12 protein-coding genes and 2 pseudogenes are annotated in these 11625 nt (G+C 71.5%); 8 read left to right on the top strand and 6 right to left on the bottom strand.

All coding sequences use genetic code 11. The annotated features are described in order from the left end of the window. Positions 1-13 precede the first annotated feature (13 nt). The 4 genes from D6270_RS02215 to D6270_RS02200 all read right to left on the bottom strand — a co-directional run bounded on the left by D6270_RS02215 (position 14) and on the right by D6270_RS02200 (position 2857). Positions 14-193 (bottom strand): hypothetical protein, encoded by a 180-nt coding sequence (locus tag D6270_RS02215; RefSeq protein WP_109167020.1) that lies wholly within the window; start codon positions 191-193, stop codon positions 14-16. A gap of 90 nt (positions 194-283) precedes the next feature. Beyond that, a complete protein-coding gene (locus D6270_RS02210) occupies positions 284-976 on the bottom strand; it encodes a phosphatase PAP2 family protein (protein WP_109167021.1) in 693 nt (230 codons plus the stop codon). 227 nt (positions 977-1203) lie between these two features. Continuing rightward, positions 1204-2139 carry a M56 family metallopeptidase gene (locus D6270_RS02205; protein WP_109167022.1) on the bottom strand — a complete coding sequence of 312 codons (936 nt, stop codon included), beginning with the start codon at positions 2137-2139 and terminating at the stop codon, positions 1204-1206. A 97-nt stretch (positions 2140-2236) separates the two neighbouring features. Beyond that, a complete protein-coding gene (locus tag D6270_RS02200) occupies positions 2237-2857 on the bottom strand; it encodes a DUF5134 domain-containing protein (protein WP_109167614.1) in 621 nt (206 codons plus the stop codon). 230 nt (positions 2858-3087) lie between these two features. Between D6270_RS02200 and D6270_RS02195 the strand changes: the two genes are divergently transcribed. After that, complete coding sequence (locus D6270_RS02195) at positions 3088-3645, top strand: GNAT family N-acetyltransferase (RefSeq protein ID WP_109167023.1); 558 nt, start codon at positions 3088-3090, stop codon at positions 3643-3645. Positions 3646-3660: 15 nt separating this feature from the next. Here D6270_RS02195 and D6270_RS02190 read toward each other — a convergent pair whose 3' ends face one another. Then, positions 3661-4344 (bottom strand): glycerophosphodiester phosphodiesterase, encoded by a 684-nt coding sequence (locus D6270_RS02190; RefSeq protein ID WP_109167024.1) that lies wholly within the window; start codon positions 4342-4344, stop codon positions 3661-3663. A 307-nt stretch (positions 4345-4651) separates the two neighbouring features. Here D6270_RS02190 and D6270_RS02185 point away from each other — a divergent pair, with 307 nt between their 5' ends. From D6270_RS02185 to D6270_RS02170, 4 genes and pseudogenes are all read left to right on the top strand, one after another. After that, complete coding sequence (locus D6270_RS02185; RefSeq protein WP_109167025.1) at positions 4652-6049, top strand: DUF6421 family protein; 1398 nt, start codon at positions 4652-4654, stop codon at positions 6047-6049. A 26-nt stretch (positions 6050-6075) separates the two neighbouring features. Beyond that, complete coding sequence (locus D6270_RS02180; protein ID WP_109167026.1) at positions 6076-6843, top strand: SDR family NAD(P)-dependent oxidoreductase; 768 nt, start codon at positions 6076-6078, stop codon at positions 6841-6843. Then, entirely contained in the window at positions 6840-7901 is a 1062-nt protein-coding gene (locus D6270_RS02175) for a threonine aldolase family protein (protein WP_204117236.1), read from the top strand. The genes D6270_RS02180 and D6270_RS02175 overlap by 4 nt, the downstream gene beginning before the upstream one ends. Before the next feature lie 82 nt (positions 7902-7983). After that, a pseudogene (locus D6270_RS02170) lies at positions 7984-8580 on the top strand (transglutaminase-like domain-containing protein). A gap of 41 nt (positions 8581-8621) precedes the next feature. On the opposite strand, the pseudogene D6270_RS02165 reads toward D6270_RS02170, so the two are convergent. Beyond that, a pseudogene (locus D6270_RS02165) lies at positions 8622-9343 on the bottom strand (lysophospholipid acyltransferase family protein). A gap of 229 nt (positions 9344-9572) precedes the next feature. On the opposite strand from D6270_RS02165, the gene D6270_RS02160 reads away from it, so the two are divergent. From D6270_RS02160 to D6270_RS02150, 3 genes are all read left to right on the top strand, one after another. Next, positions 9573-9899 carry a TlpA family protein disulfide reductase gene (locus D6270_RS02160; RefSeq protein ID WP_109167030.1) on the top strand — a complete coding sequence of 109 codons (327 nt, stop codon included), beginning with the start codon at positions 9573-9575 and terminating at the stop codon, positions 9897-9899. A 196-nt stretch (positions 9900-10095) separates the two neighbouring features. Continuing rightward, complete coding sequence (locus tag D6270_RS02155) at positions 10096-10602, top strand: flavin reductase family protein (RefSeq protein ID WP_109167031.1); 507 nt, start codon at positions 10096-10098, stop codon at positions 10600-10602. 207 nt (positions 10603-10809) lie between these two features. Continuing rightward, the gene (locus D6270_RS02150) at positions 10810-11595 is read left to right on the top strand and encodes an electron transfer flavoprotein subunit beta/FixA family protein (RefSeq protein ID WP_109167032.1); all 786 of its coding nucleotides are present in this window, start codon (positions 10810-10812) and stop codon (positions 11593-11595) included. Positions 11596-11625: the final 30 nt, after the last annotated feature.

Here is an 11625-nt window from a genome sequence, read left to right as displayed (position 1 = left end):
GCCGGTCCGGGGCTCAGGCGGGGGTACGGGCGTTGCCGCCGGTCGCGGCGGCCCACTCCACGAGCAGCCGCTGGTACTCCGCCTCGTCCTGCGGGGACAGGTAGCCGCCCGAGCGCTGCCACAGGCCGCGGATGGCCGCGTTGATCTCTGTGGCGGAGCGCGTGGAAACGGGCGACGACGACATCGGGGACATGCATACAAGGCTACGGCCCCGATCCGATGATCCGACCCTTCGCGCGACGGGATATCCCTCACACAGCGGGTGTTCGGGACGGGATATCGGTCACACTCCGGGCTCCCGAGCCCGCCGGGCCGCGCTCCGGGCGTATCCGGCGACGGTGAACGCCACCACCGCCACCCCCAGCAGCACCCCGCCCACCACATCGGTCAGCCAGTGCACCCCCAGGTAGACCCGGGTCACCGCCACCCCGATCACCGAGACCACCGCCACGGCCACCGCACCGGCCCAGAGCGCCAGGCCCGCCCCGTACAGCCGCAGCAGCCACAGGAGCAGCCCGCAGCTCACCGCGGCCGTCATGACGTGCCCGGAGGGGAAGGCCGCGAAGTGTGCTGTGTCCACCGGGTCGGGCCAGCGGGGGCGCTCGCGGTTCACGGCGGCCTTCAGCCCCTGCTGGAGGAGAGAGCCGAGCAGACTGGCCGCGGCCACCCAGAGGGCGAGCAGCCGCGCGCCGTGCCACCACAGGGCGATCACGGCCGCCGCGACCAGGGCCCGCATCGTCCATGGGTCCCAGAACCAGTCCGTCAGCACCCGGTTGACCCGGACCAGCCCCGGGTCGCCCACCGCGTGCCGGTGCAGGCTCTCGGCGACCGCACGGTCCAGGGAGATCAGGGGCTGCCACTGCGCCGCGACCAGGGCGAGCAGCACCACGAACAGGGCGGTGCCCGCGGTTCCCGCTGCCAGGGCGGCCACCGGGCGTGGGGAGGCGGTCGGCCGGATGGTGTGGGGGGAGTACATGGGGCGATCCTCGCGGACGCGACCACGGCGAGGCCAGCGCGGAGCGCGGAGTTCCACGGGGCGTGTCGGACCGGGGGCGCCGGGAGGGCGAAGGCCAGGGCCGCATGGCGGACCCGGGCGCGCGTCGAAGGCGGCACGGCCGACCCGGCCGCGCGGCCCCGGACCTGATGGCGGACCCGGGCGCGCGCCCATGGCGGCACGGCCGGCCTGGCCGCGCGGCCCCCTGGTCAGCCCAGCGCGCGCAGCCCCGGGACGAAGGCCACCACGAGCGGGACGACCGGGACCAGCGCGGCCGCAGCCGTCAGGCGCAGTCGGCGGCCCGCCGTCAGCCGGTCGACCGGGGCCAGCAACCGGTTGACGCGCAGCGGCACTTGGGCGTCCGGGGTGGGGCAGGGGCCGAAGACCCCACGGTCCTCGTTGAGGCCGACCAGGGCGAGCGCGGTCGTCAGCCGGCCGAAGCGGCGGGAGGCCACGTCATCGGCGGCCAGCTCCACCAGCCGGTGCATCTCGTCGCGGAACGCGGCGAACACCGGGATCTGCGGAAAGCCGATGGCCAGCGCCGACGAGCAGTGCAGCAGCCAGTCGTGGCGGGCCCGTGCGTGGCCCTGCTCGTGGGCGAGCACGGCATCCAGCTGACGGCCCTTCAACCGCCCGAGAGCGGCGGTGGTGATGACCAGTTGGGGCGCCGCACCGGGCAGCCACCAGGCGTCCGGGCGCTCGCCCTCCAGCACCACGAGCCGGTCGGGACCGGGCTCCTCGCCCGGCATCAGGGGGGAGCGGACCAGCAGCTCCGCCCGGCGCTGCCTGCGGCGGCGCCGCGCCCGCCCGACCTCCCGCAGGAGCATCGCGCCGCTCCACAGGCCCCCCAGCGCCAGCAGCACCGCGATCACCGCCGACCAGGGGCCGTACGCGGCCAGGGCGTACGCCTCGACCACGGCATGCGGTGCGGGGGCGAATACATGGCCGCGTACCGCCTGCCAGGCGGCGGCCGCACTGAGGACCATGGAGAGCGCGAACGACATGAGCACCCCGGCCACCACGCACTGCCACACCCACAGAGCCACCACCGGTTCCCGCTCCGGCCACCGGGCCCGGGCCATCAGGCGCGGGGTCACCAGAGCGGTCAGTGCACCGAGCAGCAGCAGCGCGAGGGAGACCAGCATGGCGTCAGCCTATGAGGGGCGGGCGATCCACGGGTACGGCTGTGCCCGGCAAGTGACGTAGACCACGGTTTGGAAGGGCTCTGTCTCGCGATCTGTCTCACAGAGTGAGAAGCATGGCGAACATGGCGATGCCCATGGTCAGACGGCAGGCCGTCGTCAGCTCGTTTCCCCCGCCCGCCGCCGCGCCGCCCATGGCGCCGCCCCCACCGCCGCGTACGACCCCTTCCGCCGTGCTGCCCGCGAAGCTCGCCACGCCCGTGCCCGCCGGAATGAGATGTCCGGCGGAGCGCAGCACATACAGCGCGTAGTAGGCGAGGAGCGCCCCCGTCAGCAGCGGGACGCCCCCCGCCCCGGCCGCCGCCCCGTGCCCGGCATGGCCGCCCGCGCCCGCCGCCCCCGGGGCCATCGCCACGGCCATGTAGACCATCGCCAGCGAACCGATCAGGTGGTGCAGATGGTGGGCGCCGCGCCGGGCCGACCGGAGCGCTTGCAGCGCGGCGGCGCCGAACACCACGCCGTACACCGCCCAGGTCCCCTCCGGGAGCGTCAGGACCGCCGCGGGCAAGGCCATCGCCGCCATGCCGAACCCCATCAGCGCCTCACCGCCCGCGGTCCGCCGTTCCCGCGGGGTGCCGGTGCGGGTGCGCAGCAGGCAGTAGGCGCCGCTCACCGCGCACAACGCCACCATCAGCCAGCCGGCCAGGACCCCTCCGTGCACGGCGAACCTCCCCCCTCGGACGTACAGCCGGACGTACGGCGCCGTGGAGCGACGTACGGCACCGCTGTAGTCGATGCCCGAGCGCGGTCCGTCGAACCCGGCGCGCAGGGGCGTGAAGGGGGTGCGCCGGGGCCCGGAAGGGGCGCTCCGGGTCGCGTTACTCTCGACCCGCACGCGTGCACGGCACGTGGAGAGCAGCAGAGAAACAGCAGAGAACGGAGCGTTCCACCATGGACACCGCCACGCCCCCCGGCTCGGCCCGCCTGACCTTCCGCGACGCGACCGACGCGGACGCGCCCGCGCTGGTGGCGCTCATCGAGTCCGCCTACCGCGGCGACTCCAGCCGCGCCGGCTGGACCACCGAGGCCGATCTCCTGGAGGGGCAGCGGACCGACGAGGACGGCGTGCGCGCGGTCATCAACGCTCCCGGGGGGCGACTGCTGGCGGTGGAGCGCGACGGTGAGCTGATCGCCTGCTGCCAGCTCGAACACCGTGGCGAGGCAGCGTACTTCGGGATGTTCGCGGTCCGTCCCGGCGCGCAGGGCGGCGGCCTCGGCAAGGTGATCATCGCCGAGGCCGAGCGCACGGCCCGGGAGAGCTGGGGTGTGGCCGAGATGCACATGACGGTGATCTCGGCGCGCGAGGAGCTGATCGCCTGGTACGAGCGGCGCGGCTACCGGCGTACGGGGCAGCTCACGCCGTTCCCGTACGGCGACGAGCGCTTCGGCGTCCCGCAACGCGACGACCTGGCCTTCGAGCTCCTGGTCAAGAACATCGCCACGGCCTGAGAGGGGCCGGGGGCCTCACGCGGTGAAGCGGCCCGTGCGGCGGATCTCGGGGAAGTCGGTGGTCGCGCCGTCCAGGTTCAGCGCCCGGGCGAGCCGCAGCTGGTCCTGGGTGTTCACCACCCAGCCGATCACCTTGACGCTCTCCGCGTGGGCCAGCTCCACCACCTCCAGCGTGAGCCGGCGGATGTTCAGCGCCAGCGTCGCCGCGTCCGCCGCCTTGGCCCGCTCCACGATGTCCCCGCTCCAGCGGCTGGCGATGAGGACCGTACGCACCCCCGGGACCAGCCGGGCGATCTCGGTGACCGCCTCGTCGTGGAACGAGGAGACCTCCACCCGCGCCACCAGATCGCGCGCCAGGATCACCTCCGCCAGCGCCCGGGCCGCCGCCACGTCCTTGATCTCGGCCTGGAGCGGGGCCCGCACCGCGTCCAGGACCTCCTCGAAGACCGGGATCCGCTCACCCTTCCCGGCGTCGAGTTCCCGCAGCTCCGCCAGGGTCTTGCCGGCGATCGGCCCGGTGCCGTCGGTCGTACGGTCCACGTCGGCGTCGTGCATCACGGCGAGCGCGCCGTCCTTGCTGAGATGGAGATCCAACTCGATGGCGTCCATCCCCGCCTCCTCCGCGCGGACGAAGGAGCGCAGGGTGTTCTCGGGCTCTACGCCCATCACTCCACGGTGACCCAGGGTGAGAAAGGACAAGGCGACCTCGTTTCCGGCGGCGGCTGACCGCCAACTGCTCCTGCCCGCACGGAGATTACGGACGGAGATCCGGCATGACGGCACTGGGGAGGGTAACGGCCGGGGCCGCGGATGTCTGCCGCTGCGCGGGCCGGGTCGGCCGGACACCGGAACGACTGATGGAACTGTGTGCCTACCTGGCGTACGACAGGAAAAACAGCGGTGACCATAGGGGTTCGACAGGATAATTTCCGGAGCTTCACTTGTGCGAAGTAACCCCGCGCGGCTACGGTGGCTGAACGCGAGGTTCTCCCGTGGAGGAAGTGTTATGACGGAAATTCTTGTGCACGATGCCACTGATGGCGCGATAGCTGCTGCCCCACGGGTGATCGAGCACCCGGCGTGGCCCGTGCTCAGGGATGCCGTCGAGGAGATCCGCCCCTGGCAGTCCAAGGACGGCTCCATCGACTTCGAGGCCGAGGACGCCCCGTCCCCGGCCACCGTCGAGCGCGTCCTGGAGCGCGTGATCGGCGCGGTGGAGGAGCTCTCCCCGCTGCTGCCGCACGATGCCGCCTACCACCGTGCGCTCGTCACCGACCTGCGCCGCTGGGCCGCCGACGGCTTCCGCGTGCCGGACTTCCTGGACTCGCTGCTCGCCTTCCAGCCCGCGCAGAACCGCGTCGACGGCCTCCAGCACCTGGTCGTCTTCGCGATGTACACGCAGAACGGCAACCCGGACCGCAACCTCGAAGCGGTCGTGCTGAAGATGGTCTGGCCCGAGTGGCTCGCCGGCCTCGAAGCCACCCGCTACGACAACCCGCTCTTCTGCGGGATCACCTTCGAGGACTTCACCACCGGTTACGACACCAACTCCGCGGTCCTCTTCCCGGAGACCATCGCCGTGCGCGAGGCCCCCGAGCGCTTCACCTGGGGCGGCATCTTCTGCGACCGCGAGGCCGCCCGCTTCCGTCGCGTCACCGAGGCCTCCGTGGAGCTGCTCGGCCTGGAGCTGCCCGAGGACATCCGCGAGATGATCGGCGACCAGAGCCGCTGCGAGCAGGCCTTCGTCCTGTGGGACATGGTCCACGACCGCACCCACAGCCACGGCGACCTGCCGTTCGACCCGTTCATGATCAAGCAGCGCCAGCCGTTCTGGATGTACGGCCTGGAGGAGCTGCGCTGCGACCTCACCGCCTTCAAGGAGGCCGTGAAGCTGGAGGCCGAGGGCAACGCCCACGGCCGCGACGTCCAGTACGCGATCCTCTTCGACCGGATGTTCCGCTTCCCGGTCACCGGCGAGCGCGTCCGCAACTACGACGGTCTCGGCGGGCAGCTGCTCTTCGCCTACCTCCACAAGCACGACGTCGTCCGCTGGACCGACAACACGCTGAAGATCGACTGGGAGCGTGCCCCGCAGGTCACCAACCAGCTCTGCGCCGAGATCGAGAAGCTCTACCGCGACGGCATCGACCGCCCCAAGCTGGTCCACTGGTTCGCCGCCTACGACCTGGTCGCCGAGTATCTCGCCCCGCACCCCGGATCCACCTGGGCCAAGGGCCCCGACGCCCTCGACCTCACACAACCCCCTCGCAAGCTCGTCGACGACGTGCTTCCGGACGAGTTTCCCCTGAGCATGTTCTATGAGGCGCTCGCCAAGAAGCTGAAGCACGTGATTGCCTCCACCAAGGGAATTACCGCCGCGAGCGCCGAGCAGGCAGCCGCGTGAACGCATCTCCCGAGGAGGCGGTGGCCATGAACGGAATCGGTAAGGGCGAGGGGACGGGTGTGCTCGAAGGCGCTGTGATCGCGGTCGCCGGAGCGGCGGGGCCCGCGGGGCGCGCGACGCTGCTGCGCCTCGCGGAGGCCGGCGCGACCGTCGTCGGCTGCGACGCCAACCCGGAGCGGCTCGCCGAGGCGGTGGACGCCGCCCGCTACGCCCACGGCGGCGCGACCGTCACCGGGGAGACCGTCGACCTGTTCGACCTCGACGCCGCCCGGGACTGGGCCAAGCGGACCGAGGCCGAGTTCGGCCGGATCGACGGCCTGGTCCACCTCGTCGGCGGCTGGCGCGGCAGCCCCAGCTTCCAGGAGACCAGCCTCGCGGACTGGGACACCCTGGAGAAGCTGCTGATCCGCACCGTCCAGTCCACCTCGCTCGCCTTCCAGGAGCCCCTCCAGCGCAGCGACAAGGGCCGCTACCTGCTGATCAGCGCGGCCGGCGCGGGCAAGCCCACCGCGGGCAACGCCGCCTACTCCGCCTCCAAGGCGGCGGCCGAGGCGTGGACCCTGGCGCTCGGGGACGCCTTCCGCAAGGCGGGGGGCGACGACGGCCCCGCCGCCGCTGCTGCGATCCTGGTGGTCAAGGCACTGGTGAACGACGCCATGCGCGCCGAGCGCCCGAATGCGAAGTTCGCCGGCTTCACCGACGTCACGGAGCTGGCCGAGGCCATCGCCGGCGTCTGGGACAAGCCCGCCCCCGAAGTGAACGGAAAGCGCCTGTGGCTGACCCCGCAAACGTGAGGACCGACGCGCGCCGCCACCACGACCCGCAGGTGCGCGGGTTCGCCAGCGACAACTACGCCGGCGCGCACCCCGAGGTCCTCGCGGCCATCGCCCTCGCCAACGGCGGCCACCAGGTCGCCTACGGCGAGGACGACTACACCGGCCACCTCCAGCGCGTCATGCACAGCCACTTCGGCCCCACCGCCGAGGCCTTCCCGGTCTTCAACGGCACCGGCGCCAACGTGGTGGCCCTCCAGGCGCTCACCGACCGCTGGGGCGCGGTCATCTGCGCCGAGTCGGCCCACATCAACGTGGACGAGGGCGGCGCGCCCGAGCGGATGGGCGGCCTCAAGCTCCTCACCGTACCCACGCCGGACGGCAAACTCACCCCCGAGCTCATCGACCGGCAGGCGTACGGCTGGGACGACGAGCACCGGGCCATGCCGCAGGTCGTCTCGATCACCCAGAACACCGAGCTGGGCACCGTCTACACCCCCGACGAGATCCGCGCCATCTGCGACCACGCCCACGGGCACGGCATGAAGGTGCACCTCGACGGGGCCCGGATAGCCAACGCCGCCGCCTCCCTGGACGTCCCGATGCGGACGTTCACCAACGCGGTCGGCGTCGACGTGCTCTCCTTCGGCGGGACGAAGAACGGCGCCCTCTTCGGCGAGGCCGTCGTCGTGCTCAACCCCGACGCCGTCCGCGCGATGAAGCACCTGCGCAAGCTCTCCATGCAGCTCGCCTCCAAGATGCGCTTCGTCTCCGTCCAGCTGGAGGCGCTGCTCGCGAAGGATCTGTGGCTGCGCAACGCCCGCCACGCCAACGCCATGGCCCAGCGGCTCGCCGAGGGCGTCCGCGCCGTCGACGGCGTGGAAATCCTCTACCCGGTCCAGGCCAACGCCGTCTTCGCCCGGCTGCCGCACGCGGTCAGCGAGCGGTTGCAGAAGCGCTTCCGCTTCTACTTCTGGGACGAGACCGCCGGTGACGTCCGCTGGATGTGCGCGTTCGACACCCGGGAGGACGACGTCGACGCCTTCCTCCAGGCGCTGAAGGAAGAGATGGCGCGGTAGCAGGAGTCCTACCTACGCATGAGTATGCGGCCGACCGGAAATCAATTGATCTCCGGTCGGCCGCTTCGTACGCTCCAGGGTCATGGAGATGATCCAGCAGCATCCGGAGATCGCCGCCTATCTGGCAGCCGACGAGGCCATCGACCACGAGCACCCCGTGGTCAGGGAAGCCGTGGCCGCCCTGGCACACGACGGTGACGACGCATACACATACGCCCGTACCGCCTTCGCTTACGTACGCGACGCCATCCCGCACTCCGCGGACTCGGGCGATCCACGCGTCACCTGGCGCGCCTCCGACGTTCTCGCCACCCGCAACGGCATCTGCTACGCCAAGTCCATTGCGCTCACCGCGCTGCTCCGGGCCCGCGCCATCCCGGCCGGGCTCTGCTACCAGCGGCTCACCGCCGACGACGGGACGAACCCGGTGGTCCACGGCCTGGTCGCGCTGCGCCTCCCCGGCCACGACCGCTGGGCCCGGGTCGACCCCGGGGCAACAAGCCGGGCGTCGACGCGCAGTTCTCCCTCGGGCCGAGCGGCTGGCCTGGGCGGTACGGGAGGAGATCGGGGAGGTGGACTATCCGACCGTCCACGCCACGCCCCGGGAGCGATCCTGCGCGCGCTGCGGCACGCCCGGGACCGCGCCGAGCTCTGGCGGAACCTCCCCGCACAGCTCTGAGCCCCGGCGGCACCCGCCGGGGGCTCGGAGGAGGCATCCGGTCAGCCGAGCTCGCGGACCTGGGCCGGGGTCGGGGCCGTACCGCCGAGATGGGCCGGGACCCACCACGTGTCACTCGCGTCCTTCGGGCGCACCGGGTACGCCCGCTGGGCGGCCTCCAGCAGCTCCTGCACGCGCTCCCGCAGCCGCCGGGTGATCGCCCCGCGTACTGGTCCGCGGGCGCCTCCACCGGCTCGCCGACCCGGATGGTGATCGGGATGTGGCTGCGCTTGAAGTTGCGCGGCCGTCCCTTGGTCCAGATCCGCTGCGTGCCCCAGAGCGCCATCGGGATCAGCGGGACCCCGGCCTCCTGGGCCAGGCGCGCCGCACCCGACTTGAAGCTCTTCAGCGTGAACGACTGGGAGATGGTGGCCTCGGGGAAGACGCCGACGATCTCACCGGAACGCAGCGACCGCAGCGCGTGCGCGTAGGCGTCCTCGCCCTGCTTCCGGTCGACCGGAATGTGCTTCATCCCGCGCATCAGCGGACCGGAGACCTTGTGCCGGAAGACCGACTCCTTCGCCATGAAGCGGACGAGCCGCTTCTGCGGCAGAGCGCCCAGGCCGGTGAAGATGAAGTCGAGGTAGCTGATGTGGTTGCTGACCAGCACCGCGCCACCGGTCTTCGGGATGTGCTCCGAACCCTGAGTGTCGATCTTCAGGTCGAGCGCCTTGAACAGTGTGCGAGCGGCGCCGATGACCGGTCGATAGACGAGTTCTGCCATCTGGAGAAGACCCTTCTTCAGTGCCTGGGGAGGGTTCTCCCGGCGGAAGTTACGCAGCCGTAGGTTTTCGGCATTGTGGCGATGGTGCCCCATGCGCGGGCCCGTGGCCAGTCCCGGTCGGCCCGGGGCGCGAGATTCTCGTCACGTGCGCGCCCCCTCCAAGCTGCGGGAATGTCCAGCGCCCGGCCGGTGCTGACTCCTTGTGACGAGCTCTGATCAGGAGGCGACCGTGGACGGCGGAACACCCGGGCAGCGTCTTGACGCGGCCCAACTCGGTGCGGAACTGGGCGAACGGGCGACCCTCGTCCAGTTCTCCACCGCCTTCTGCCAGCCGTGCCGGGCCACCCGTCGCACGCTCGTGGACGTGGCCGCCATGGTCGAGGGGGTCGCCCACATCGAGATCGACGCCGAGGCGCATCTCACGCTCGTACGCGACCTCGGCATCACGAAGACACCGACCGTGCTCGTCCTCGACCGCGCGGGCCACGTGGTCCGTCGCGCGTCGGGGCAGCCCCGTACCGCCGACGTCGTGGCGGCGCTGGGACGCGCCATATGACGGACCGTGACGCATCTCCCACATGGCGGTACACACTTGACTGCGCCCACCACGCATCGTCAGTCTGACGCTATGCCGCCAGAACTCCTTCTCTACGGCCGGGTCCATGTGGACCTCGCACGCCACGCGAGTGCGCGCTGTCCGGGTGCCTGAGCAACCACGGCCCCGTACGCCCCTCCCGCAGAAGGACACCTCCATGACGGCATCGCCCGAACTCGCCTCCTCCCGCACGGCCTCGCCCGAACTCCTGCGCTCCGTCTTCCGCCGCCATGCCGCAGGCGTCGCGGTGATCACCGCGACCGGCGACCGGCCGGTCGGATTCACCGCCACATCGCTCAACTCGGTCGCCGCCGAGCCCCCGCTGATCTCCTTCGGCATCGGGACGTCCTCCTCCAGCTGGCCGGTCCTGGCCGAGGCCGAGCACGTCGGCGTCCACATACTCGGCGAGCACCAGCAGGAGCTGGCCGCCACCTTCGCCCGCAGCGGCGCCGACCGCTTCGGCCCGTCCACCGACTGGAGCAGCGGCCCCGAGGGCGTTCCGCTGCTGGCCGGCGTCTCCGCCTGGCTGGTCTGCCGGGTCGTGGCCCGCATCCCGGCGGGCGACCACCGGATCGTGATCGCCGAGGCCGTGGCCGGCGACCCGTCGGGGGCCGGCCGGCCGCTGGTCTACCACCAGGGGCGGTTCACGGCTCTGCGAGACTGAGGGCGAGCGGCCGAGGGCGGTGCGGGGACGCTTCCACCGTTGGCAAGGTCACAGTGGCGAGCGCTTGCTCAGGGGTGAGCGACTGGGTGTACTGGCGAGTAATATCGGCCGGGAGCCCGGTCGGCCCGACCGGAAACGGCCCTGTAAGGCGCCTATGCTGCGTGCAACAAGGCAGCCCAGAAATGACGATGCAGTAGGAGAGCCGGCGTGAGCTTGAGGATCGTTGTCTGTGTGAAGTACGTGCCCGACGCGACCGGTGACCGGCATTTCGCCGATGACCTGACGCTGGATCGTGAGGATGTCGACGGTCTGTTGTCGGAGCTGGACGAGTACGCGGTCGAGCAGGCGTTGCAGATCGCGGGTGCGGCGGATGGTGCGGAGGTCACCGTGGTGACGGTGGGTCCTGAGGATGCCAAGGACGCGTTGCGCAAGGCGTTGTCGATGGGTGCGGACAGGGCTGTTCATGTCGAGGACGATGGTCTGCACGGCACGGATGTGATGGGGACGTCGCTGGTGCTGGCGAAGGCGGTGGAGAGGGCCGGTTACGACCTGGTGGTCTGCGGGATGGCCTCGACCGACGGTGTGATGGGTGTGCTGCCGGCTCTTCTGGCCGAGCGGTTGGGTGTTCCGCAGGTCACGTTGTTGTCGGAGGTCGCGGTCGGGGGTGGTGTGGTGACCGGGCGTCGTGATGGTGACACGGCCTCGGAGCGGCTGGAGGCGTCGTTGCCGGCGGTGGTGTCGGTGACCGATCAGTCCGGTGAGGCGCGTTACCCCTCGTTCAAGGGGATCATGGCGGCGAAGAAGAAGCCGGTGGAGTCGCTGGACCTGGATGATCTGGGGCTGGAGGCGGACGAGGTGGGGCTGGCGGGTGCGTGGACGGCGGTCGACTCGGCGGCCGAGCGTCCGGCGCGTACGGCGGGCACGATCGTGAAGGACGAGGGTGAGGGCGGCAAGCAGCTCGCCGAGTTCCTCGCGGGCCAGAAGTTCATCTAGCCGCCCGCACGGCCACCCGCCCCCCCTTCC

The sequence above is a fragment of the Streptomyces griseus subsp. griseus genome (genome assembly GCF_003610995.1).
Taxonomy (GTDB): domain Bacteria; phylum Actinomycetota; class Actinomycetes; order Streptomycetales; family Streptomycetaceae; genus Streptomyces.
The sequence above is the reverse complement of the archived record's forward strand: the minus strand, read 5'-3'. Positions and strand labels throughout refer to the sequence as shown.

What these genes read in the sequence shown, in the direction of transcription:
- D6270_RS02215 (WP_109167020.1), bottom strand. Translation starts at nt 193, where the DNA reads ATGTCCCCGATGTCGTCGTCGCCCGTTTCCACGCGCTCCGCCACAGAG.
- D6270_RS02210 (WP_109167021.1), bottom strand. Translation starts at nt 976, where the DNA reads ATGTACTCCCCCCACACCATCCGGCCGACCGCCTCCCCACGCCCGGTG.
- D6270_RS02205 (WP_109167022.1), bottom strand. Translation starts at nt 2,139, where the DNA reads ATGCTGGTCTCCCTCGCGCTGCTGCTGCTCGGTGCACTGACCGCTCTG.
- D6270_RS02195 (WP_109167023.1), top strand. Translation starts at nt 3,088, where the DNA reads ATGGACACCGCCACGCCCCCCGGCTCGGCCCGCCTGACCTTCCGCGAC.
- D6270_RS02185 (WP_109167025.1), top strand. Translation starts at nt 4,652, where the DNA reads ATGACGGAAATTCTTGTGCACGATGCCACTGATGGCGCGATAGCTGCT.
- D6270_RS02180 (WP_109167026.1), top strand. Translation starts at nt 6,076, where the DNA reads ATGAACGGAATCGGTAAGGGCGAGGGGACGGGTGTGCTCGAAGGCGCT.
- D6270_RS02155 (WP_109167031.1), top strand. Translation starts at nt 10,096, where the DNA reads ATGACGGCATCGCCCGAACTCGCCTCCTCCCGCACGGCCTCGCCCGAA.